This window comes from Acinetobacter sp. neg1 (assembly GCF_000788125.1).
Lineage (GTDB): Bacteria > Pseudomonadota > Gammaproteobacteria > Pseudomonadales > Moraxellaceae > Acinetobacter > Acinetobacter vivianii.
Map to the genome: position 1 here is coordinate 107397 of NZ_JSZD01000010.1, position 23550 is coordinate 130946.

Below are 23550 nucleotides of genomic sequence, written 5' to 3' on the forward strand. Positions count from 1 at the left end.
GCAACTTTCCCTAGTTCAGTCGCTTGTATCTTTTTGAAATAAACCTGTAAAGCATTGTAAATTATTGTGAGAATGATTACCATTTAATTTATGGAATAATTTTCATTGCGATTAACTATTGTGAATATACTCTCTCCTCAATTCTGTTCTAAACCTAAAGTTTTATTTGCTTCTCTTTTAGCAGCAGGTTTGATTTCTCCTTCTGTGTATGCAGTCGAGCAATCAACTTATGCAGTTACTAAAACACCTCTGCATGTTCTCGATACCATTGTGGTGACAGGCACACGTTCAGAAAAAAAATTAATTGATACTCCGATTCGAACTGAAATTATTGATGAGGAAGAATTAAAAAGAACCAATGCCATTACCTTAAAAGATGCTTTAGAAAATATTCCAGGCATTCTGTTAAGAGAAATTCATGGCAAATCAGGTTATGAAATTTCATTGCAAGGTCTGAGTAGCGATCAGGTACTGATTCTGATTGATGGCCTACCGCTTGCTGCCAGTACCAGTTCGACAGTTGATTTAGATCAATATTTAATTGGTGGTATTGAGCATATTGAAGTTATTAAAGGTGCAGCTTCGGCACAATATGGCTCATCTGCCATGGGTGGTGTGATCAATATCATCACTAAAAAAGTTCAAGACGGTGTTGCCATTTCAGGACAAGTCGATATTGGCTCTTATGGCAAACAAAATGCAGACGGTAAAAATACATCGATCAATAATCACCATCAGAAAATCAGTATTGAAGCTGCAAATGCCACTTTAAAAGGTCGCATCATCGCAGACCAGTTTAGTAGCGATGGCTTTGCCGTTAACCCGAATGATTATCCTCAGCAAGGTGATGAGCAAAAGCGTCAGCAGTATGCATTTTATGGGGCATGGCAGCCTTCAGACCAATTTATGCTGTGGACAGATTTCAATCAATATAAAGAAAAAGATCACCAGCGAAGTCTAAATTTCGTTCCGCCGTTTTATTTAAAACAATACAAACTTGAAGATATTGAACGCCAACGTTTCAGTGCGGGTTCACAGTTTAATTTTATCAAAAACAGCAAAATCGATTTAAAAGCTGTCCATGAAACCTATGACTCTACATCGACTCAAACCACAAATGGGTATCTTTCTGCTTTAAGAAATTCGAATCAGGAAAATAATCATTTCAGCTCGCAACTGACGTTACCCAAATGGAATAAGCAAAACTGGCAATTGGGCTATGACTGGCATGAAGAAAAGTTAGAGCAAAGCAATAACGGTAAATTTGAGATGCAAGGCGGTTCGGTAAAGCGGGATCGTCATGAGTTTTATGTTCAAAATGACTTTAATCTCGTACAAAACCTTGATGCTGTGATCGGCTGGCGTTTCCAGAATGATGATGATTTTGGCGATCACAATGCCTTTAAACTCAGTAGCAAATATCGTTTTTACGACCAGAATGATCTGCTTGCCGATCTACGTCTGAGTTATGGGCAAGGCTATCGCGTACCTAACTTAAAAGAACGTTTTTATTCTTTTGATCATAGTCACTTAGGCTATATCGTCATTGGCAATCCCAACTTGAAACCAGAGTCTTCAGACAGTTATCAACTTGGATTAAGTCTGGTTCAAAATGATCATTGGAATGCAGATATCAACCTGTTCTGGAATGATATTCAAGACCTGATCCAAACCGATTTTGATAATGCCACGACGGTAAATGGCATCACTCAATACAGCTACAGCAACGTCGCCAAGGCGGAGACCAAAGGAATTGAAACATCTGCCAAATGGAAGCTGACACCTTATTTCTCGGTGAATGGTGCGTATACCTATACCGAAGCAAAAGATAAAACCACCAATACCCTATTAACACGACGCCCTAAACATATTGCACGTTTAGGTACCGATTATGCCTTGAATGATCAACTTGATTTGACCTTACGCGGCCGTTACCAAAGCGATGAATACGGCGATAGTGCCAATCAACAACAGTCTCCTAGCTGGGTGACCTTCGACTCGCAGGTAGATTATCGCATCAACAGATATATCAGTGCTTTTGCGGGTATCGACAATATTTTCAATGAACAACGTAATTTTTCTAGCGCAATAGATTATCGCCCGATTGCCGGTCGATATACCTACATGGGGCTTCGCTTTAACTGGAACAGCAATCTGAAATAATCTTCATAGGATCAATACCAATGTCTCATCTTAATTTAGCCAAGTTATTTGCTTTAAGCACCTTAAGCACCCTTCTGATCGCTTGTGGCGGTGGTGGTGGATCATCAGATAACAGTGGAACCAGCAATCCGCCTGCGACCAATACGGATCTATTTACAGTAAAAGGTAAACAATGGAGCATTACACCTAGTGCAAATAGCGCTTATTGTTATGATATCGACACGCAAGCTGAAATTTCATGTACGACAACCGATTGGGATCTCAAATTTGCGATGGGCACACGTACCCCACTCTTATTTACCAACAGTGGTGTAAGCGGTTCAGGCAATGGCGGTGCACTTTATTCACCATTTGATGCAACATGGGCAAATCTATCCAAAGAACTGGATGCAACACAAGGCGGCAGTTTACCAGCTCAAGCCTGGAGCGTAGATGCTTATAGCAATGCATTCATGGACACGTCATCGGGCAGCAATAGCTTCTTTGAATATGATCTCTTCGGTGATCATCGTATGTCACCAAACTTTAAAACATTCTTGGTCACGACCGATTCAAGCGCTGCAACAGCAATTGGAAGCTATGAGAAACCTGTGTTTGCAGTGCAAATTTATAATTATTATCAAGGCACCACCTCAGGTTATATTTCAATTCGTTATATCAATACGCAACTTCCTCATGACGTAAAAACCCTAACAATTGATGCGACTCAAGGCTGGAACTATGTTGACCTGATCACAGGCACCACCAGCAAAAATACAACTGGACAATGGCAACTCGCATTTAATCGCTACAATGTTCAACTCAATCAAGGTATAGGCAGTATGGTTGCCTCACAACCAGCTGGATTCTATTCTGCGGACGGCAAACCAATAATTGATAAGTTTAAAGATAGTAATACTTATGTCTCTACAGAAGCTGATTTAAAAGCAGCTGCTTCTACAACCAATATCAAATGGGGTTCTAACAGTATTACCTCCATTTTGAATCCAACCTTTAAGGGAACATATCCTCAAAAACTCAGTTATGGCTGGTATAACTATTATCCAACCTTAAGTGCAGCTCAAGCAGATGGTCTACAAGCAGCCCATATGCTAAAAGCGAATCCTGAGGGTGCAACAATCATTCGAGGAAATAAAGGCAACAGCTACGCTCGTCTACATCTCACAGATGTCAAATATGCAGACCCTAGCAACGCCTCAAGTGCCACCACATGGACCTTTGAACTGGATATCCAGCCAGCTAAATAAGTCATAAAAAACGGAGCATCTGCTCCGTTTTTCTTTAGGTATATCTCAAAACTAGTCGATCACACGGATTGGTCGGATTCTTCTTAGTCTTAAAGTCATTTCTTTTAAAACATAGTTGGTTGCAACAACCAATATAAATCCAATGATGAATGAACCAACGATATCGAAAGGAAAATGTACACCCACAAAAACTCTGGATACACCCACCACCAAACTCAGTACCAAGCCCAATATTCCAATCTTTTTAAATCCAGCCAATAAATAAGAAAAGGCAATAATCACGATGGTTAAGGTATGCTGACTTGGAAAAGAGGATGAAGCGCCATGACCAATCAATTTGTCGCCCAAATGCAACTGGAATGGTCGAGGATGATGATAAAAGAATTCGATGAGGTCACTTATAACCAATGAAAACAGAACGATAAATAAGGTTTTTGCAAACAGAAGACCGTATGTTTTCCACTGGATCACGACTAATAGAACCAGAAAACTGATGAAAACCGTATTCAGATCTTCCGCTAGAAAAACTGCGATCTTATCTAAAACAGCATAATCCTTAGCAAAAGTGTTGATACTGTTAAACAAAGCAATATTTGTATCTTTAAAAATCATTTTCCGTTGCTATCCATACTATCCATGACAGATTTCTAGCCCCACCATACAGGACTAAAATGTAAAAATTATGAATTTTTATTGTTTATTCTGCACAAATTTGCAAACGCTACTCAACCACGTCTTGATTAAAAATGATCATCCAGTTCACTAAACAAATAGAGTCAATTACCTCTATTTATTCAGCTTAACTTTTGATTTTTTAGGATTTAAATTCTAAACCACTACCTACCACAGGTTACTTATCTTTAGCATTTGCCTGCTCAAAAGTTGAATATCCACCATAACCATAGACTTTCACTTGTTTATTGAACAATTAATCTGTACCAACAAGTATTTGCTTGGCATCGAAATCAGCCGCACCATTTTTAAAAATGGTTGAGTTCTGGCTATATTGAGCCTTGACTGCCCATTTTGACTGATTTGGCAACTTATACTCAGCACCAATTAACCAGCCTTGCGAATCATCGATATCAACTGCTGACTCATCATTTCCTTTTTTATCAGTCACTTTAGAAGTTTGATATAAGGTTTTTAATGCCAGATTCCCGTAATATCGGCTTTATTACTGATATAGTTATTAAAACTATCGACTGGACTGGATAAATCTTTTAGCGGGGTATTATGTTTACCTACTTTCACTGTACCTAAACAGTCATCTTTCAAACCAATAAAACGATTACGCTGCGACCAGTCTTTTATCGCCATCCGTATAAAAGGCCCATTCTGCTAAATAAAAAGCACTTCAATGTTCGATTAATTTTCATTCGCTTTTAATCCCCACAAATGAACTATTGCTGTTCACTTTGCATACATACATTTCGGTTTTTTGGCGCTGCAAGACTCATCATTGTGACGAATAAAATTTTCATCTTTATTGTTATCTTCCTAACCATCTCAAAAAAATAAAAAGAGACCTATTTCGCTATATTCCAAGCAAAAATAAATAAACAGGGATTTAAATCAAATGATGTGCTTTTATATTTTCGATATAAAAGCACATGAATAATCAGAATTACAGATTATAAAATGGAAAAACACCAAATATCAAAGCACTACCCATGAGTACGCAACAGGTAATAAATGCCCATTTCAAGGTAAATTTCTGGTGATCACCCATTTCTACCGCAGCCAAACCACAGAGTAAGTAGGTTGAAGGAACCAATGGTGATAATAAATGGATCGGCTGGCCAATAATCGAAGCGCGCGCAATTTCAACAGGCGCAATCCCATAATGTGATGCAGCTTCAGCCAAAATTGGTAAAACACCGAAATAGAAGGCATCGTTCGACATGAAGAATGTTAAAGGCATGCTCAGAACACCCGTGATTGGTGCGAGATAAGGCCCTAAGCTTGGTGGAATAACAGCAACGAACCCCTTAGACATCGCTTCAACCATGCCTGTGCCCGATAGAATACCTGTGAAAACACCCGCAGCAAAGATTACACCCACAACAGCCAATACGCTATCCGCATGCATGGCAATCCGTTTTTTCTGCATATTGACGCATGGATAGTTCACCACCAATGCAATACAGAAGCCCAGCATAAATAGGATCGACATTGGTAAAATCCCTTTCACCAAAGAAGCCATTAATACCAGCGTAAGAATACCGTTAAACCAGCGTAAATGAGGACGTTGCGCTTCTGGATCTTTCGAAATAGAAATATCGTCAGCATGGCTAATATCGACCAGTTCAATCACGCCTAGACGTTTACGCTCATATTTCCCGTATAGATAAGCAAGGAAGAATAACCATGCAGCAGCAATCACCATCGAAGGAATCATTGGAATAAAGACTTCACTGGCGTCGACCTGAAGAGCACTCGCTGCACGCGCTGTTGGGCCTCCCCACGGCGTAAGGTTCATCACACCACTACAGAGCAACATTAAACAGGTCATGATCAGTGGATTCATCCCGACACGTTTGTACAACGGCATCATTGCAGCCACACAGATCATGTACGTGGTTGAACCATCACCATCCAGAGAAACAAGCAGGGTTAAAAAGACAGTGCCTAGCGTAATCTTTAATGGATCACCTTTAACTTTCTTTAAAATCCATCTAACCGACGGGTCAAATAAGCCGGAGTCAATCATTAAAGCAAAATATAGAATGGCGAAAAGTAACATCACGCCAGTTGGAGCAAGCTTCTTAATACCATCCAACATGGTATTGCCAAGTTCAGCCAACTGGATATGGCTCAGACTTTCAAAATAGAAACCTAAGCCCCAGGCAATAATAGCGAAGATGAAAGGGATTAAAATTAATGCAACCAATGCACTGAGACGTTTTGACATGATCAAATACATGAAACACATGATCATGCTGATACCTAAAAAAGTCAGCATTTAAAGCAATCCTTAGCCTGATAAGTTTTTTTTATGGGTAAACACCTTACCCGAATTAAGGACAGATTCTATGCGATTTAACTTTAAGCAATTCATTTAATTTTATTATATACCTACCCTACCCATTCACATGAAAAATGATTTAAATTACGGCTTAAACCAATAGCGATATAATATTTTGATTATTAATAATTATTTATATTTCCAGCCCAACTTAACTGAGTAAAATAAAATCATATCAGGAGATTGCAATCATTATATATTAACACATAATGTTCCATTATGGTGCAAAAAAGTTCAAAAAATAACACATCTATAATAATGAGAATAGAAGTACATATCATTTATCTCTCTAAAAATCTCATTTAGTACAAAATACACTCAACTCTTTTTCTTATAATTCCGTGATAGATTACAACAATAATTATTTTAGGCCAATATATAAATTTTCATATTTTGAGAATACAACCCTATATTTAAAGCAGATAATTCCACTTTTATTCACTTAATATTCATTTAATGAAATATCCATTAAATTTTGATGATTTGAGATGTAAAATCCAAACAATCAAAAAAGATGCATATTGATCGCCCTCTCTCTTTCGAAAACAGTTCATCCCTCTCCGTTATCCAGCAAAATAAAAGCCAAAAACGAGAGATGAACCTTATGTTTACGCTTTTTTCACCTTATTCCTTGCATGTTGAGGCATAATGTCAGCAAATTATTTTTTTGTTGACCCCATTTAAGGTCGACCATCAATCTTATTCATCATTAAGTCTCTTCTATTAATAAACATGAACGGAGCAACAATGACACTTTCATCTATACAACAATTCAATGATGCTGCATCCGAACATATGCATTCTATCTTTAGTCAACAGCGTACTGCTTTCGACGCAAATCCTTATCCAGATTTAGAACATCGTCGTACCAAAATATTTCAAATTAAAAAACAAATTATTCGTTATCAAGATGTGATTGCGACGGCAATTAATACAGATTTCAGTTCCAGATCTGTTGATGAATCCAAGCTGCTGGATTTACTTGGCTCAGTTCTAGAGGCAGAACATGCAATTCGTCATTTAAGACGCTGGATGCGCCCGAGCAAACGTAGCACCGAGTTATTATTTTTATCTAATCGTCTTCGCGTGCAATACCAGCCTAAAGGTGTGGTCGGGGTTATTGTGCCTTGGAACTTCCCTGTTTATCTCGCCTTAGGCCCCTTGATTGCAGCCATTGCTGCGGGCAATCGCGTGATGATCAAGTTGCCTGAAGTCACCCCAGCAACCAATGCAGTGGTTAAACGTATGCTAGCTGAGGTTTTTACTGAAGATGAAGTTGCTGTTTTTGGTGAAGAAATTGTCGATCCTGCACAATTTACATCTTTGCCTTTCAATCATATTGTGTTTACTGGATCACCTGCGATTGGTCGAGTGGTGATGCGTGCTGCAGCAGACAACCTGACACCTGTAACACTTGAATTGGGTGGTAAATCACCTGCTTTGATCAGTCGGAACTATCCTTTAGCTGATGCGGCAAAACGGGTTTTACATGGTAAAGCGACCAACTGCGGGCAAATCTGTGTTGCGCCAGACTATGCTTTAGTCCCAAAAGAACAAATTGATGCATTCGTCACGGAATGCCAATCTAGCTTCACCAGCATGTATGGAGCGAACATCAGTAACAATTCAAACTACACATCGATTGTGAATGATCGCCATCTCAAGCGTTTATTAGAAATACTAGATGACGCCAAAGCTAAAGGCGCCCAAATTATTGCTTGCGGCGAATATGATCGTGATAAAGATGCTCGTCGTATGCCTGTTCATCTGGTACTGAATTGCACACCAGATATGCGTATTTTAAAAGAAGAATTATTTGGGCCTGTACTGCCTGTTGTCCCTTACGATAGTTTAGATGAAGCCATTCGATATATTCGAGAAGGTGAACGACCGCTGGCTTTATATTGTTTTAGCCATGATGCGAGCGAGCGAGAGTACATCTTAAAACAGACTCACTCTGGTGGTGTCACCATCAATGACTGGGGCTGGCATGTGGTCAATCATGATGCGCCTTTCGGTGGTATTGGTAACTCAGGCATGGGGACTTATCACGGCGAAGAAGGCTTTAGAGAACTCTCACACGCAAAAACCGTCTTTGCCCGTCATCGCTTCTTCCCGACCCAACTGTTCTATCCACCCTATGGCACTTGGGTACAAAAACTTGCATTACGTTTCTTCTTAAAACAAGGCGATCCGAATATCAAATAAGTAAAATGCAATACAAGCACGGTATATTGAAAAGCATCTTGTGATGGGATGCTTTTTATCTCCCCCTTCTTCTTTTACCTTCAAGTAAAATTGATGAGATAGAAGATGTATAGTCACTCTCGTTCTTAGAATAAAATCATTCAAATGTTGTGAATTGACTTAAAAAACACCTAAAACATAAATTATGAAGAAATAAATCCTATTTTTTACAAAAAATCTTTGACCAAATAAAAAACTTTTTTTTCAAAATTGCAAAAAGAAATGATTATTATTTTAGAATAATAATTTATATTTATCATTATTTTACAAATAAAAACACATATGTATATAAATTTTTTAAGATTTATTTTTGTCTACTTTCATCTTTCTGTTAATACTGCTTAGTTCATTTAGAACATTTACTCTTATTTTAATTATGGTATTTTTGTTACATGAAGTTATAGCCAATCACAATAGATAACTTTTTTGTTGTCAGATCATAGCTTCTTAACACTAAAGAATCTTGAAGTTCAAGGAAAGATTTACAATGAAATTAAAACATCTTAGCACTGCCATGATTTTAGCAACGCTACCTGCAACAGGAGTTTTTGCAGCAGCGTTGGACCGTTCAGGTCAATCTATGTCTGCATTTTTACAACCGGGTAACTATTTTGAAGCGGGTATCTCAGTTTTAGACCCAACAGTGAAAGGTCAAGAAGCTGGTACATCGTCAACTACACGTAAAATTGGCGATATGGGCGACGATTACATGTTCCCTAGCGCAGCTTTAAAACTTCAACTGACTGATAATATTTCTTTCGGTTTATTATATGATCAACCATTTGGCGCCGATGCAAAATATAGTGGCGACAATGTTTTTGTATCAAATCCAAATGACGGTGTTTTGAATCAAAAATCTTTAAATGATTTATCAACCAGATCAATTAACCAATTAATTCAAGCGGCTGGTTCATCATTTGGACCAGCACTACAAGCGGTTACTGGAGCTACTGGTGGAGATCCAGCAAATCCAACCCAACAAGAAGTTTTAGGTGCACTACAACAAGTTGCTCAAGGCGGTAACGCTACAGTCGCAGGTGGATTACAAAAGTTACAGCAAACTCAAGCCGCATTAAATGCAGCTAAGGGTTACCTTGGCTCAAGTACTGGTTCCAATAATACAGAAGTTCAAGTTGACACTCAAAACCTCTCAATGGTGTTCGGGTTCCAACCAAATAATAACCTTAATTTCTATGCAGGTCCTGTACTTCAAACAGTAAAAGGTAGTGTAAAACTACGTGGTGAAGCATATAGTGTTTATAATGGATATGATGCTGATATTAAAGAAACAACTGGTGTGGGCTGGTTAGCAGGTGCTGCTTATCAGATTCCAGAAATTGCACTTAAAGCATCTTTAACTTATCGCTCGGAAATTGATCACGATGTAAAAATCAGAGAGGATCTTTCATTATTAGGCTTCCCTGGTTTAACTGATGTACTTGCAGGTCTAGGTGTTGATCCAAGTAAACTTGCAGGTTTAAATGCTGATAAGAAAACGAAAATCACAACTCCTCAATCGGTAAACCTTGATTTCCAAACAGGCATCATGGCCAATACAGTTGCATTTGCAAATATTCGCTGGGTGAACTGGAAAGATTTCTCAATCCAACCTTATAAATTTGGAGAATTATCGAAAGTATTGGGTGGTGCTGGTTTAGTCCCTGGGAAACAAAATGGTTTCAACCTTGTTGAATATTCTGATGACCAATGGTCTGTAAACGCTGGTGTTGGTCGTAAACTTAGCGAGCAATGGGCTGGTAACGTTTCTGTAGGTTGGGACTCTGGTGCAGGTAACCCTGTTACGACACTTGGTCCAACTGAAGGTTACTGGAACGTGGGTGTAGGCTTACAATACAGCCCGACTCCCGCAACCTTTATCGCGGGTGGCGTAAAATATTTCTGGTTAGGCGATGCTAAAGCGCAAACTGGTGCTCAAGCAGGTAGCGATGACTATGTAGCTAAGTTTGAAGACAACAATGCAATCGCATATGGTTTAAAAATTGGTTATAAATTCTAATCAAATAATTTAAATCAAAAGGTCATCTCAGGATGGCCTTTTTTTTATACAACTTTAATAAATAAAATCAAAATAATAGATAAATCCCTCTGCTCATTTCTCACACACAATCCACCTATATAAAACTTGAATGCTCAAGTATTTTTGGTGACCTTGCCAGTTCATTTATGGACATTTGTAAAATATTTAAGCCTCTAAAAATTATGATACTTTTCGCGCCATTCTGTTACAAAGTGATTTGAGAGAACATATTAATGAAGCTGAATGCTATTCAAACGGCTCTTCTACTTAGCTTAGTTCCAACAACGACAACATTTGCCGCAGCATTGGATCGCTCAGGCCAATCAATTGCAGCGTTCCTCCAACCAGACAATTATTTTGAAGCGGGTATTACGATTCTTGATCCAAATGTATCAGGTAAAGACATATCACAAAACAATACAGGCAATATGGCGAACCATTACTACTCGCCGAATGCTGCCTTAAAAATTCAAGCCACAGATAAATTTTCAATTGGTTTGATTTATGACCAGCCTTATGGCGCCGATGCAGAATATACAGGTCATAGTAACTTTATCGAAAGCCGCCCTGTCCCATTTAAAGGTGGCACATCCGTTACTGTGGATACTGAAAACTTAAACCTGTTATTCGGTTACCAGCCGAACCAGAACTGGAACCTATATGCAGGTGCGGTTTATCAAACCTTAGACAGTACTGTGTTATTACGTGGCCAAAGCTATAGTGCCTATAACGGTTATGATTTTAAAACAGGTAGGGACGAAGCTGTTGGCTGGTTAGCAGGTGTGGCATATCAAATCCCTGAGATTGCACTTAAAGCCTCTGTAACGTATCGTGCCAAAATCAAGCATGAAATGAATGCTTATGAAAAGCATGGCTCAGCGGGTATGACACCATACCCTGAGCTTAACGCAGGTTTCACCCAGATTAATAACGCTGAAGGTCAAACGGAAATCACCACACCTCAATCAGTTAACCTCGATTTTCAAACTGGAATCATGGAGAATACGATTGCATTTGCTAACTTCCGTTGGGTGAACTGGAAAGACTTTGCCATTCGTCCATATAAATTTGGTGAAGGGTCAGTTCTACCATTTATCATCAAAAATACAGGTAAAAAAGACGGTTTCGATCTAGTCGCTTATACCGAAGATCAATACTCAATTACTGCGGGTGTAGGTCGTAAAATCAATGACCAATGGGCAGGTAATCTATCTGTGGGTTGGGACTCTGGTGCTGGTAACCCTGTCACCACATTAGGCCCAACTGAAGGTTACTGGAACGTCGGCGTAGGTGTTCAATATAGTCCTACACCGTCTACCTTTATTGCGGGTGGTGTGAAATACTTCTGGCTCGGTGATGCAAAAGCGCAATCAGGTTCTCAATTTAATACACCGGGTTATGTGGCTGAATTTGAGAATAATGATGCAATCGCATATGGCTTAAAAATTGGCTATAAGTTCTAATGATTAACCTATAATAAAAGGCGCTTTAAGCGCCTTTTATTATTTTGGAGTTTTAAAAAATCAGCAATCAGATGGATTCATTATTCAGGAATATCACGTTGTGATACTGAACGAATCGCCTGTTTTAATGCTTCATAGCCATGCAATGGTGGGAACTGTGGAAACTCGGCAATCACATTGGCTGGTGCATCGAATAAGAAACCATGATCGGCTTCACCCAGCATGGTGGTATCGTTATAAGAATCACCTGCCGCAATGACACGGAAGTTTAAGCCATGTAATGCTTTGACTGCTTGGCGCTTTTGATCTGGCTGACGTAATTTATACGCGGTAATCATGCCATTTTCATCTGTCTCAAGCTTATGACAGAAAATCGTTGGCCATCCCAATTGTTTCATGAGTGGATGAGCAAACTCATAGAAAGTATCAGATAAAATGATCAGTTGAAAATGTGTACGTACCCATTCCACAAACTCTTTCGCACCTTCAAAAGGCCCCATATCTGCAATCACGGCCTGAATATCATTTAAGCCCAAACCATGCTGTTTTAAGATATTCAAACGTTGAGTCATCAACACATCGTAATCGGGAATATCGCGAGTCGTTGCCTCAAGTTCTTTAATCCCTGTTTTTTTTGCAAAGTTAATCCAGATTTCTGGAACTAAAACCCCTTCAAGATCTAGGCATACGATTTCCATGCTTATTCAACTATCCTATGTGTTAAAAATTGCGCTAGTTTAACATGGAGATGTGCTCAACAATTGCCCTTTTTTCATGGTCTAACCATAGATTTTTTGAATAAGAATTTCCTTGGCGAACATATCCGATCAGACATAATTGCATTACTATATGAGGCAGTATGTCGTGTAAACGACGAAGACCGATGAGCATAAAAGGCAACGTGTTATGACTTTAAATTTGGATCAAATCAATACAGAATTTGGCAATGATGCTGAAAAACTAATTGAATGGGCATTAAGCTTAAATGAAAAGGCCATTGTGACAACGAATTTCCGTCCATTTGAAGCTGTCATTTTGCATATGTTGACCCGCGTCAAACCTGATATTCAGGTGGTTTGGATGGATAATGGTTACAATACCGAAACCACCTATAAATATGTGGATGAAATTACCAAGTTACTGAATTTGAACCTTCTTACCTATTTACCAAAACGTTCACGTGCACATCGTGAGGCACTGGAAGGTCCTGTTCCTGCACTCGATGATCCAAAACACGAAGCCTTTACTGCTGAAGTAAAATTAGAGCCGTTTGAACGTGCAATCCGTGAAACTGCTCCTAAAGTCTGGTTTACCGCTTTACGTGCTACAGATACCGCTGTACGTGCAGAAATGGATCCTGTCAGCATTAATCCAGATGGCCTGATCAAGGTTGCCCCATTATTAAAATGGACTTCAAAAGACCTTTGGGAATATATGCAAAAACATAATTTACCAGACAACGAAGATTACTTTGATCCGACAAAAGGTGAAGAGCATCGCGAATGTGGTTTGCACTTAAATCACTGATTTCAGCGCCGCATTAAAATAAAACCACTGATTCATCAGTGGTTTTATTTTTCCTGACTCGTCTGTACAAAGTCATATTTTAACCAGAACAAACAGTATATACTTCGCAGAACGGTTCAATAATACTAATAAGAGCTCATAGAGTATCTTATAAAAAATGCGATGAGAGGCTAGATCTGCTATGCGCCCACTACACCCCATTGATTTTATTTTTCTCTCGCTAGAGAAAAGACAACAGCCTATGCATGTAGGTGGCTTGTTTTTATTCGAGCTTCCAGAGAATGCTTCACCTACATTTGTGCATGATCTAGTTAACGAAATTCGTCAATCTAAAAGTATTCCTGTCCCGCCATTTAACAATCAGTTGAATGGTTTGTTTTGGGGTGAAGATAGCGAGTTTGATATTGACCATCATTTCCGTCATATCGCTTTACCTAATCCAGGGCGTATTCGTGAACTTTTGGTGTATATCTCTCAGCAGCATAGTTCCTTGATTGATCGGGCCAAACCACTCTGGACATGTGACATTATCGAGGGTATTGAAGGCAACCGTTTTGCCATGTATTTCAAAATCCATCATGCGATGGTAGACGGCGTTGCGGGAATGCGCCTGATTGAAAAATCACTTTCTCATGATCCAAATGAAAAGCATGTTGTGCCGTTATGGTGTGTAGAAGGCAAAAGAACTAAACGTTTAAAAGCGCCTAAGCCACCGACGGTGAGCAAAATTAAAGGCGTGATGGAAGGGATTAAATCCCAGCTTGAAGTGGCTCCAAAGGTCATGCAGGAACTGTCACAAACTATCTTTAAAGAGATGGGTAGAAATCCAGACTATGTATCGACCTTTCAGGCACCGCCATCTATCCTAAATCAACGCGTGAGTTCTTCACGTCGTTTTGCAGCACAATCATTTGAACTGGAACGTTTCCGTCGTATTGCCAAATCTTTGGGTGTGACCCTGAATGATGTAATTTTGGCAGTCTGCTCGGGCGCATTACGTGAATATCTGCTCAGTCACAATAGCTTGCCTAAAAAGCCACTGATTGCGATGGTGCCTGCGTCTTTACGTACGGATGATTCTGATGTCAGCAACCGTATCACCATGATTCTGGCAAATCTTGCGACCCATATCGAAGACCCGATTGAGCGTTTGGAAATTATTCGTCGTAGCGTACAGAACTCAAAACAACGCTTTAGTCGTATGACCGCCAACGAAATCTTGAACTATAGCGCGGTGGTGTATGGTCCTGCTGGTTTAAACATTGCATCTGGCATGTTGCCTAAGCGTCAAGCGTTTAACCTTGTGATTTCAAATGTACCCGGCCCGCGTGAGCCACTGTATTGGAATGGTGCCAAACTAGATGCACTCTATCCTGCATCGATTGTGATGGATGGTCAGGCGCTGAATATCACCATGACAAGTTACTTGGATAAGCTGGAAGTCGGTTTGATTGCATGTCGTAATGCACTACCGAAAATGCAGAATTTACTGACTCATTTAGAAGAAGAAATTCAACGTTTTGAACAAGCGATTCAAGACTTGCCTCAACCGCAGAAAGCGGCGAATTAAATCCCAGAATAAATTAAGGGGCTTTCGTTAGCCCCTTACTTTTTAATTGTGCGGCAACGCTGCAAAAGCTGATGGCAGGCTGAACGAATCATCGCGGTGGTGATCTGAACTTCTTTACCTTGACTGTCTACCATATAGCATGTGTTTACAGGGTTACTGTCTAAAACATGTTTGAAACCGTGGTTCACTAATCTTTCACTCACATTCATAATTATATACCTCATATTATTTGCTAAGGTACCCAAAAGTACCTATGGCTCATTCTATGGTTCTAGTATTTAAAATTCATGATAGAAAGTAAAATTTCAGTTGTAACAAGGCTTAAGCGAAATCTTGTTACAACTTTAGGTTAAAATGATATCGTATTGCTCTTGCGTATACAGATTTTCCACTTGGAATTTAATCACACGATTAATAAAATGTTCTAAATCCGCGACAGCTGGGGCTTCTGCTGTTAATAGCCGATCAATGACCGCTGGGTGGGCAACGACAGTAAAGCCACCCTTGGAATCAAATGCACGGGCATAACGTAAGATTTCTCGAAATATCTCGTAACATACTGTCTCTGCCGTCTTCACATAACCCCGTCCTTGGCAGGTTGGGCACGATTCACAAAGCAAATGTTCCAAAGATTCGCGTGTACGTTTACGCGTCATTTCCACTAAACCAAGCTCGGAAACCTGCGTAATTTTAGTCTTGGCATGATCGCGCTCAAGCATGCGTTCAAACTGACGCATTACTTCCTCTCGATGCTCAGCTTCTTGCATGTCGATAAAATCAATAATGATAATGCCGCCCAGATTACGCAGACGAAGTTGTCTTGCAATCACTTGTGTGGCTTCCATATTGGTTTTAAATACCGTGTCTTCTAAGCTACGCCCGCCGACATAAGAACCTGTGTTTACATCAATGGTGGTCATGGCCTCGGTCTGGTCTATCATCAGATAGCCACCAGACTTAAGTGCTACACGGGTTTGCAGTGCTTTTTGAATATCTTCTTCGACGTTATATAAATCAAATAACGGCTTCTCGCCCGGATAATGAATCAAACGGTTTTGAATGGTCGGCACAAACTCATCCACAAACTCACTCAGTTTGCCGTGAATTTCCCGTGAATCGACATAAATTTTCGCCGTTTCATCACTTGCCAGATCACGCACAATGCGTTGCGGTAAAGGTAATTCTTCAAAAATCAGTTCAGCCGTCGCCGCTTCTTTTTGTTTACGCTGGATAAATTCCCATAATTTGCTGAGATAGCACATGTCTTGCGCAATCGCTGCTTCATCCACCCCTTCTGCGGCAGTACGTACAATCACACTGCCCGGCAAATGATGCTCAGCCTGAATGCCTTCAATAATGCCACGTAAGCGGTCACGCTCTTCTTCAGATTCGATACGCTGAGACACACCAATATGATTACCATAGGGCATCAACACCAGATAACGCGAAGGAATGGAAAGATCAGTACTTAAACGGGCACCTTTGGTTCCCAGCATGTCTTTCATGACCTGAACCGTCAGCATTTGCCCGGGATGTAATAACTCAAAGACATTTGGCGTAGGTTGCGAACGCGACCACACCATATCGTTAATATGCAAAAAAGCGGTTCGAGACAAACCAATATCAACAAAGGCCGCTTGCATACCCGGAAGTACACGCACAACTTTACCTTTGTAGATATTACCCACCAACCCACGTTTAACAGTACGCTCAACGAATAGTTCATTGACTGTACCATTTTCAATCAATGCCACACGACATTCCATCGGCGTGACGTTAATCAGCAACTCTTCTGCCATAACAAACTCAAAACTTTATAAAAATTCTTATATCCGAAAGTGTTATCCCCAGTATTCCAATACTTAGGCTTTAACTCTTTCTAATAACTGTGCTGTCTCGTATAGAGGCAAACCCACTACATTACTGTAGCTGCCCCGAATTTGAGGAATATATTGTGCAGCAATTCCCTGTATCGCATAGGCGCCAGCTTTTCCTATCGGCTCGCCAGTCGCCCAGTACTTTTCCATTTCTGCATGACTCAGTTGCTGAAACTCAACCTGAGTGCGTACAGCAGTGCTGAGCATCTGTGCAGAAGTCGCAACACATAGACCAGAATAGACATCATGCCATTGTCCGGAAAGTGCTGACCAGATTTCAAAGGCATGCTGCTTTGATTCTGGTTTTCCAATAATCTTGCCAGCAAAACTTAAACTGGTATCAGCCGTAATCACGATTGCATCAGGGAATTGAGCTAAAACAACTTGAGCTTTGGCTCTGGCCAGACGCTCAACATAGTGTTCAACCGCTTCCCCTTCTTGCACAGCCTCGTCAACATCTGGGCTGTAGATTTCAAAATCTAGCCCCAGTTGCGTTAATAGCTCCTGCCGACGAGGCGAGCTTGATGCAAGAATTATATGCGCCATTTATGTAAACAATAATAAACCAAGGGCCATGCTAACACACCTGTCACCACAGGTTGCCAGTGACGGGCAATCGAAAAGTGAGTTCCCGCAATGGTCTGGCTAATCCATAGGAAGGTAATATGCGCAACAATGGCAATCACTGCAATCACCCATGAGTTCCCAAACGTCAGAATGCGACGTTCACGAATCAAATAACGTGTCGCAAAGGCAATCAGTACAAAGCTCAGTGCATTTAAGCCAAAAGGCGCATCGAGTAATAAGTCGACAAAAAGTCCCATACCAAAGGCAAACCAGACTCCACACCAGACAGGCTGATATAGAATCCAGAACAGCATAATCATCAACATCATCGACGGGCGCCATCCAGAAGCCTCATAAGGCATCGGATAGACCATCAACACTGAGCCGATAACAATGGACAGGATGATCATCAACAATGGATCTTTACGTTTCTCATAGTTCAGTTTAGCGATCGGCATAAGGTTGCTCCTGCGCTAAAGATTCAGAGAATAATACGACCACATGATGACCACTTGCCAGTTGGGCAGCTGGAGCCACGTCAATTTCAGCAAACTCACCCGACGTATGTCGACTGACTTTTGATACCGTACCCACTAAATAACCTGCTGGAAAATGTTCACCGAGTCCGGAACTAAATACTTTATCCCCAACCTGAATATTGGCGCTGGTCGGGACATATTCCATTTTGAGTTGCCCCAAATCGCCTGTACCCGTGACAATGGCACGCATTCCCGTACGCTCTAAACGCACCGACAATGAATGTTCCTTATCAGATAGCAGCATAATCCGTGAACTATGTGGATAGACATTAATAATCTGCCCCATAATCCCCTTATCATCCAGCACAGTTTGACCTGTTCTTAAATGATCCACGGAACCACGGTTAATGATAATAATATGTCGCAATGGGTCAGCATCTGTTCCAATCACTTCAGCAATCTGCATACGGCCATCAATAATCAATGGCGTATCCAACAGTCCTCTCAAACGGTTATTTTCCGCAGAAAGTTCTGAAAGTTTTTGTAGACGGACTTGTGCCTGAAGAAGTTCAGCCTGCATGGCCGTATTTTCACGACGCAATTGGGCTTCAGATTTGGTTTGTTGGTTAAGCCATTCTCGCGACAGTACAGGATAGCTTGCCAGCGCATAAATTGGATTATACGCGGCATACAAGACATCCCTTGCTGGTTGAATTACATAGGGCATGCGCCAATCAAAGAAAAGCACCACCAAACATGTAATGACCGCAATGACAAATGAGCGAAAAGATGGCGGTTGTCTTGAAAAAAGATTCGGTTGCACCGCCTAGTCCTTATGATTTAACCAACGAAAAGCATGTCATGGTTTGGATTGTCAAAGAACTCTAAGACTTTACCGCCACCACGAGTGACGCAAGTTAAAGGATCATCCGCAACAATCACAGGTAAACCTGTTTCTTGAGCAAGCAATTTATCGAGGTTACGTAGTAATGCACCACCACCTGTCAAGACAATACCACGCTCTGCAATATCAGAAGATAATTCAGGTGGGGTTTGTTCAAGTGCAGATTTCACCGCACTCACGATGCTTTGTAATGGATCAGCAATGGCTTGAGTGATTTCATCAGAAGTCACGGTAATCGCGCGAGGTACACCCTCAGCCAGATTACGTCCGCGAACTTCGATTTCGAGGGTTTTGCCATCAGCAACAGCCATACCCACTTCTTTCTTGATCACTTCAGCTGTGGTTTCCCCGATCACACAACCGTGCGCTTTACGAACGTAGTTGATGATCTGTTCATCAAATACATCACCACCGATACGTAATGAATCTGCGTATACACAACCTTGTAATGAAATGATTGCGATTTCAGTCGTACCACCGCCCACATCTACAACCATCGAACCACAAGCTTGCTCAACTGGCATACCTGCGCCAATTGCAGCCGCCATCGGCTCTTCGATCAAGCGGACATCACGTGCGCCTGCATTGAATACAGCCTCACGAATTGCACGACGCTCAACCAAGGTTGATTTACATGGTACACACACCACAACACGTGGCGCTGGTGGGAATAAACGCTTCTCATGCACTTTGCCAATAAACTGATTCAACATGGTCTCAGTTACTTCAAAGTCAGCAATGACACCGTCTTTCATTGGACGAATCGCTGAAATATTCGCTGGTGTACGGCCTAACATTTGTTTAGCATCAAGACCTACAGCGGCAACAATTTTTTGCGAACCACTGTGACGAATTGCCACAACAGTTGGTTCATTTAATATAATGCCACGGCCTGGTGCATAAATAAGTGTATTTGCAGTACCTAAATCAATGGCTAAATCCGGCGAAAACAAGCCAATTAGTCGTTTTAGAATCACGGGGGCGTTCTCAATTAAACTTTGTGTGAATACAAGGTGGCAACTTTAACTAAATGTGATGATTTGAACAAGTCAATCGCTTATTATAACGCACGATATTTTGAAATTTTTATTACTGAATTAGGTAAAGTTATGTCTACATCATCAGATGCTCAGCAGACAACAGACTTAAATGCGCAAACGGTATCGCAAATTGCACACCTTGCCCGTTTATCTCTCAATGACACGCAATCTGCTGAATATGCTCAAAGTTTAAATAAAATCCTTGGCATGATGGAAAGCTTGAAAGGCATTAATACCGATGATGTTGAGCCTTTAAAGAGTCCATTTGACAACCCGCAACCTTTACGCGCTGACGTTGTGACTGAAAGCAACCATCGTGATGAATATCAAGCGGTCGCACCTGCTACAGAAGCAGGTTTATACCTCGTACCTCGCGTAATTGAATAAGTTTTATTCGATTAGTCAATATTTTATATTTAGAATGTAAAGAAATTTTTCATATGACAGATTTACATCGCTTATCAATCCGTGAACTCTCTGAAGGCTTAAAAACAGCCCAATTTTCATCACGCGAATTGACTGAACATTATTTAAAGCGTATTGCTCACATTGACCCAAAAGTAAAAAGTTATGTGACTGTAACCGCAGAACAGGCACTTGCTGAAGCAGATGCCGCAGATGCTGCACTTAAGTCAGGCAATGCACACGCGTTGGCAGGTATTCCACTTGCACATAAAGATATTTTTTGTACCCAAGGCATTAAAACCACTGCCGGTTCAAAAATGCTGGATAATTTCATTTCACCTTACGATGCAACAGTTGTTGCGAAAGCCAAAGCTGCGGGTCTCGTGACCTTAGGTAAAGTGAACATGGATGAATTCGCCATGGGTTCAACCTCTGAAAATTCTTATGTCGGCGCAACTTCGAATCCGTGGGCACTGGATCACGTTCCGGGTGGCTCATCGGGTGGTTCTGCAGCAGCAGTTGCGGCTGATCTCGCACCGATTGCGACAGGTACAGATACAGGCGGCTCAATTCGTCAACCTGCTTCATTCTGTGGCTTAACCGGCTTAAAACCGACCTATGGTCGTGTGTCTCGCTTCGGTATGATTGCGTATGCATCCTCTCTCGATCAAGGTGGCCCAATGGCGCGCTCGGCGGAAGACTGTGCATACTTAATGAATGTGATTGCGGGTCATGATGCCAAAGACTCTACTTCGATCAATAAAGAAGTGGATGACTATGTTGCCAACCTAAACGGCACGGCAGTGAAAGGTTTACGCATTGGTATTCCAAAACAGTACTTCAATGTTGCTGGTTTAGATGCAGATGTGAAAGCACGCGTTGAAGAGTCATTGAAAAAGCTTGAAGAGATGGGCGCAACCTTGGTTGAGGTTGATCTCAACATGACTGAAGCCTATGTACCAACTTACTACTTGATCGCTCCTGCAGAAGCATCTTCAAACTTGTCACGTTTTGACGGCGTTCGTTATGGCTACCGTTGTGAAAATCCTGTGGACTTGATGGACTTGTACAAACGTTCACGTTCAGAAGGTTTTGGTGCAGAAGTACAACGTCGTATCCTGATCGGGACTTATGCCCTTTCTGCGGGTTATTACGATGCATACTACGTCAAAGCACAAAAAGTTCGTCGTTTGATTCAGCAAGATTTCTTGAAAGCATTTGAAAATGTTGACGTGATTGCTGCGCCATCAGCACCAACCACTGCCTACAAAATCGGTGCCAACCTCAGCCCGACTGAAATGTATTTAGGTGATATCTATACGCTTGCTGTGAACTTGGCAGGCCTACCAGCCATCAACGCACCTGTTGGTTTTGATAAAGACAGCTTGCCTGTGGGCTTACAGTTGATTGGTAACTACTGGTCAGAATCACAATTGCTTTCGATTGTGCATCAATATCAACAAAATACAGACTGGCATACCAAACGTGCGGCAATTGCTGAGGAGAATGCATAATGACTGAAGCTCAAAAGTTAAAGCTAATTGACGGTTGGGAAGTCGTTATCGGGATCGAGATCCACACGCAGTTGGCGACCAAGTCTAAAATCTTTTCAGGTTCATCAACTGAATTTGGTCAAGACCCAAATACACAAGCCAGCCTTGTCGATTTAGCCATGCCGGGCGTATTGCCTGTATTAAATGCAGAAGTGGTTGATCTTGCGATTCGCTTTGGTTTGGGGATTGATGCCTATATCGACCAAGCGTCTGTGTTTGCACGTAAGAACTACTTCTACCCAGATTCGCCAAAAGGCTACCAGATCAGCCAGATGGACAATCCGATTGTTGGCTTGGGTCATATCGACATTCAGCTTGAAGATGGCACTGTGAAGCGTATTGGCGTGACTCGTGCCCATCTTGAAGAAGATGCGGGTAAATCAATCCATGACCAGTTCGAAGGCATGTCGGGTATCGACTTAAACCGTGCGGGCACACCATTGCTTGAAATCGTATCTGAGCCAGATATGCGTTCAGTTGAAGAAGCGGTTGCCTATATCAAGTCAATTCACACCTTAGTGCGTTGGTTAGGGATTTCTGACGGTAACATGGCAGAAGGTTCTTTCCGTGCCGACTGTAACGTATCACTCCGTCGTCCGGGTCAGCCGTTCGGTACCCGTTGCGAGTTGAAAAACCTCAACTCATTCCGTTTCATTGAGCAAGCGATCAATGTTGAAATTGAGCGCCAAATGGAAATTCTGGAATACGGCGGTGAGATTGATCAGGAAACCCGTTTGTTCGATCCGAACAAGATGGAAACCCGTTCAATGCGCTCGAAAGAAGAAGCGAACGACTATCGCTACTTCCCAGATCCAGATTTATTGCCAGTAATCATTGCCGACGCACAGATCGAAGCGGCACGTGCTGCCCTTCCAGAACTGCCTAAAGCGCGTCGTGCACGCTTTATCGCTGACTTTGCTGTGACTGAGTACGATGCGCATGTATTGACGCTGTCACGCGAAATGGCGGACTTCTACGAAGCGGTTGTGGCTGCTGCTGGTGGTGCGAAACAAGGTAAAGTCTCAGCAAACTGGGTGATGGGTGAATTTTCAGGTGCTTTAAACAAAGCAGGCCTAGAATTGGCAGACTCTCCTGTTTCAGCTGAGCAATTGGGCGGCATGATCGCGCGTATTGTCGACAATACCATTAACGGCAAAATTGCGAAGCAAGTGTTTGGCTTTATGTGGGAAGCAGAAGGAAAATCTGCGGATGACATTATTGCTGAGAAAGGCTTGAAGCAAGAAACCGATACAGGTGCGATTGAAGCAATTATCAAAGACGTGCTTGCAGCCAATGAAAAAATGGTTGAAGAGTACAAATCTGGTAAAGAAAAAGCCTTTAACGGTCTGGTTGGTCAAGTCATGAAAGCGGCAAAAGGTAAAGCCAACCCAGCTCAAGTGAATGAACTCATGAAGAAATTGATTGGTTAATACAATCTAATT

The 23550-nt window shown here is 41.3% G+C and carries 19 protein-coding genes and 1 pseudogene; 10 read left to right on the forward strand and 10 right to left on the reverse strand.

Annotated elements, in window-relative coordinates; translation table 11 throughout:
• The first annotated feature begins 105 nt into the window (after positions 1 to 105).
• Entirely contained in the window at positions 106 to 2163 is a 2058-nt protein-coding gene (locus tag PJ15_RS08200) for a TonB-dependent receptor plug domain-containing protein (RefSeq protein WP_155766456.1), read from the forward strand.
• A 20-nt stretch (positions 2164 to 2183) separates the two neighbouring features.
• A complete protein-coding gene (locus PJ15_RS08205; RefSeq protein WP_047429689.1) occupies positions 2184 to 3410 on the forward strand; it encodes an HmuY family protein in 1227 nt (408 codons plus the stop codon).
• Positions 3411 to 3461: 51 nt separating this feature from the next.
• On the opposite strand, the gene PJ15_RS08210 is transcribed toward PJ15_RS08205, so the two are convergent.
• The 3 genes and pseudogenes from PJ15_RS08210 to PJ15_RS08220 all read right to left on the reverse strand — a co-directional run bounded on the left by PJ15_RS08210 (position 3462) and on the right by PJ15_RS08220 (position 6375).
• Positions 3462 to 4022 carry a phosphatase PAP2 family protein gene (locus PJ15_RS08210; RefSeq protein ID WP_047429691.1) on the reverse strand — a complete coding sequence of 187 codons (561 nt, stop codon included), beginning with the start codon at positions 4020 to 4022 and terminating at the stop codon, positions 3462 to 3464.
• A 238-nt stretch (positions 4023 to 4260) separates the two neighbouring features.
• Positions 4261 to 4836: pseudogene (locus PJ15_RS08215) on the reverse strand (porin); the annotation flags it as partial.
• Positions 4837 to 5037: 201 nt separating this feature from the next.
• Complete coding sequence (locus PJ15_RS08220; protein WP_047429693.1) at positions 5038 to 6375, reverse strand: CitMHS family transporter; 1338 nt, start codon at positions 6373 to 6375, stop codon at positions 5038 to 5040.
• A gap of 810 nt (positions 6376 to 7185) precedes the next feature.
• Between PJ15_RS08220 and PJ15_RS08225 the strand changes: the two genes are divergently transcribed.
• The 3 genes from PJ15_RS08225 to PJ15_RS08235 all read left to right on the forward strand — a co-directional run bounded on the left by PJ15_RS08225 (position 7186) and on the right by PJ15_RS08235 (position 12186).
• Positions 7186 to 8646 (forward strand): coniferyl aldehyde dehydrogenase, encoded by a 1461-nt coding sequence (locus PJ15_RS08225; RefSeq protein ID WP_047429710.1) that lies wholly within the window; start codon positions 7186 to 7188, stop codon positions 8644 to 8646.
• A 526-nt stretch (positions 8647 to 9172) separates the two neighbouring features.
• On the forward strand, positions 9173 to 10702 hold the full coding sequence (locus tag PJ15_RS08230) for a hypothetical protein (RefSeq protein ID WP_005288703.1): 1530 nt from the start codon (positions 9173 to 9175) through the stop codon (positions 10700 to 10702).
• A 254-nt stretch (positions 10703 to 10956) separates the two neighbouring features.
• Positions 10957 to 12186 carry an OmpP1/FadL family transporter gene (locus PJ15_RS08235; RefSeq protein ID WP_047429716.1) on the forward strand — a complete coding sequence of 410 codons (1230 nt, stop codon included), beginning with the start codon at positions 10957 to 10959 and terminating at the stop codon, positions 12184 to 12186.
• A gap of 80 nt (positions 12187 to 12266) precedes the next feature.
• Here the strand turns inward: PJ15_RS08235 and thrH are convergent, their stop codons facing one another.
• Positions 12267 to 12884: a bifunctional phosphoserine phosphatase/homoserine phosphotransferase ThrH gene (thrH, locus tag PJ15_RS08240; RefSeq protein WP_004652299.1), complete on the reverse strand. Its 618-nt coding sequence runs from the start codon at positions 12882 to 12884 to the stop codon at positions 12267 to 12269.
• A gap of 208 nt (positions 12885 to 13092) precedes the next feature.
• Between thrH and PJ15_RS08245 the strand changes: the two genes are divergently transcribed.
• Both PJ15_RS08245 and PJ15_RS08250 read left to right on the forward strand, forming a co-directional pair.
• Positions 13093 to 13713 carry a phosphoadenosine phosphosulfate reductase family protein gene (locus PJ15_RS08245; RefSeq protein ID WP_005259304.1) on the forward strand — a complete coding sequence of 207 codons (621 nt, stop codon included), beginning with the start codon at positions 13093 to 13095 and terminating at the stop codon, positions 13711 to 13713.
• 181 nt (positions 13714 to 13894) lie between these two features.
• Entirely contained in the window at positions 13895 to 15283 is a 1389-nt protein-coding gene (locus tag PJ15_RS08250; RefSeq protein WP_004775297.1) for a WS/DGAT/MGAT family O-acyltransferase, read from the forward strand.
• Between the two features lie 35 nt (positions 15284 to 15318).
• Here PJ15_RS08250 and PJ15_RS18820 read toward each other — a convergent pair whose 3' ends face one another.
• From PJ15_RS18820 to PJ15_RS08275, 6 genes are all read right to left on the reverse strand, one after another.
• Positions 15319 to 15492: a PA1571 family protein gene (locus PJ15_RS18820; RefSeq protein ID WP_004775299.1), complete on the reverse strand. Its 174-nt coding sequence runs from the start codon at positions 15490 to 15492 to the stop codon at positions 15319 to 15321.
• 135 nt (positions 15493 to 15627) lie between these two features.
• On the reverse strand, positions 15628 to 17082 hold the full coding sequence (gene rng, locus PJ15_RS08255) for a ribonuclease G (RefSeq protein WP_004775302.1): 1455 nt from the start codon (positions 17080 to 17082) through the stop codon (positions 15628 to 15630).
• A gap of 63 nt (positions 17083 to 17145) precedes the next feature.
• Positions 17146 to 17706, reverse strand: coding sequence for a Maf-like protein (locus tag PJ15_RS08260; RefSeq protein ID WP_047429719.1), 561 nt, complete (start codon positions 17704 to 17706; stop codon positions 17146 to 17148).
• On the reverse strand, positions 17694 to 18185 hold the full coding sequence (gene mreD, locus PJ15_RS08265; protein WP_005259310.1) for a rod shape-determining protein MreD: 492 nt from the start codon (positions 18183 to 18185) through the stop codon (positions 17694 to 17696). Before mreD ends, PJ15_RS08260 begins: the two co-directional genes overlap by 13 nt.
• Positions 18172 to 19029: a rod shape-determining protein MreC gene (gene mreC / locus PJ15_RS08270; RefSeq protein ID WP_004775307.1), complete on the reverse strand. Its 858-nt coding sequence runs from the start codon at positions 19027 to 19029 to the stop codon at positions 18172 to 18174. Before mreC ends, mreD begins: the two co-directional genes overlap by 14 nt.
• A 17-nt stretch (positions 19030 to 19046) precedes the next feature.
• On the reverse strand, positions 19047 to 20087 hold the full coding sequence (locus tag PJ15_RS08275; RefSeq protein WP_004775309.1) for a rod shape-determining protein: 1041 nt from the start codon (positions 20085 to 20087) through the stop codon (positions 19047 to 19049).
• Positions 20088 to 20219: 132 nt separating this feature from the next.
• On the opposite strand from PJ15_RS08275, the gene gatC reads away from it, so the two are divergent.
• The 3 genes from gatC to gatB are packed head-to-tail and all read left to right on the forward strand — an operon-like array spanning position 20220 to position 23538.
• A complete protein-coding gene (gene gatC / locus PJ15_RS08280; RefSeq protein WP_004652310.1) occupies positions 20220 to 20537 on the forward strand; it encodes an Asp-tRNA(Asn)/Glu-tRNA(Gln) amidotransferase subunit GatC in 318 nt (105 codons plus the stop codon).
• Positions 20538 to 20590: 53 nt separating this feature from the next.
• Positions 20591 to 22069, forward strand: coding sequence for an Asp-tRNA(Asn)/Glu-tRNA(Gln) amidotransferase subunit GatA (gene gatA, locus PJ15_RS08285; protein ID WP_047429722.1), 1479 nt, complete (start codon positions 20591 to 20593; stop codon positions 22067 to 22069).
• Positions 22069 to 23538 (forward strand): Asp-tRNA(Asn)/Glu-tRNA(Gln) amidotransferase subunit GatB, encoded by a 1470-nt coding sequence (gene gatB / locus PJ15_RS08290; RefSeq protein WP_023271527.1) that lies wholly within the window; start codon positions 22069 to 22071, stop codon positions 23536 to 23538. The genes gatA and gatB overlap by 1 nt, the downstream gene beginning before the upstream one ends.
• Positions 23539 to 23550: the final 12 nt, after the last annotated feature.

Excerpts from the sequence above, each read along its gene's own strand:
- rng (WP_004775302.1), bottom strand. The coding sequence starts at position 17,082 with ATGGCAGAAGAGTTGCTGATTAACGTCACGCCGATGGAATGTCGTGTG.
- PJ15_RS18820 (WP_004775299.1), bottom strand. The coding sequence starts at position 15,492 with ATGAATGTGAGTGAAAGATTAGTGAACCACGGTTTCAAACATGTTTTA.
- PJ15_RS08260 (WP_047429719.1), bottom strand. The coding sequence starts at position 17,706 with ATGGCGCATATAATTCTTGCATCAAGCTCGCCTCGTCGGCAGGAGCTA.
- gatB (WP_023271527.1), top strand. The coding sequence starts at position 22,069 with ATGACTGAAGCTCAAAAGTTAAAGCTAATTGACGGTTGGGAAGTCGTT.
- PJ15_RS08225 (WP_047429710.1), top strand. The coding sequence starts at position 7,186 with ATGACACTTTCATCTATACAACAATTCAATGATGCTGCATCCGAACAT.
- gatA (WP_047429722.1), top strand. The coding sequence starts at position 20,591 with ATGACAGATTTACATCGCTTATCAATCCGTGAACTCTCTGAAGGCTTA.
- gatC (WP_004652310.1), top strand. The coding sequence starts at position 20,220 with ATGTCTACATCATCAGATGCTCAGCAGACAACAGACTTAAATGCGCAA.
- PJ15_RS08205 (WP_047429689.1), top strand. The coding sequence starts at position 2,184 with ATGTCTCATCTTAATTTAGCCAAGTTATTTGCTTTAAGCACCTTAAGC.
- PJ15_RS08220 (WP_047429693.1), bottom strand. The coding sequence starts at position 6,375 with ATGCTGACTTTTTTAGGTATCAGCATGATCATGTGTTTCATGTATTTG.
- mreD (WP_005259310.1), bottom strand. The coding sequence starts at position 18,185 with ATGCCGATCGCTAAACTGAACTATGAGAAACGTAAAGATCCATTGTTG.
- PJ15_RS08210 (WP_047429691.1), bottom strand. The coding sequence starts at position 4,022 with ATGATTTTTAAAGATACAAATATTGCTTTGTTTAACAGTATCAACACT.
- PJ15_RS08250 (WP_004775297.1), top strand. The coding sequence starts at position 13,895 with ATGCGCCCACTACACCCCATTGATTTTATTTTTCTCTCGCTAGAGAAA.
- PJ15_RS08235 (WP_047429716.1), top strand. The coding sequence starts at position 10,957 with ATGAAGCTGAATGCTATTCAAACGGCTCTTCTACTTAGCTTAGTTCCA.
- PJ15_RS08230 (WP_005288703.1), top strand. The coding sequence starts at position 9,173 with ATGAAATTAAAACATCTTAGCACTGCCATGATTTTAGCAACGCTACCT.
- thrH (WP_004652299.1), bottom strand. The coding sequence starts at position 12,884 with ATGGAAATCGTATGCCTAGATCTTGAAGGGGTTTTAGTTCCAGAAATC.
- PJ15_RS08245 (WP_005259304.1), top strand. The coding sequence starts at position 13,093 with ATGACTTTAAATTTGGATCAAATCAATACAGAATTTGGCAATGATGCT.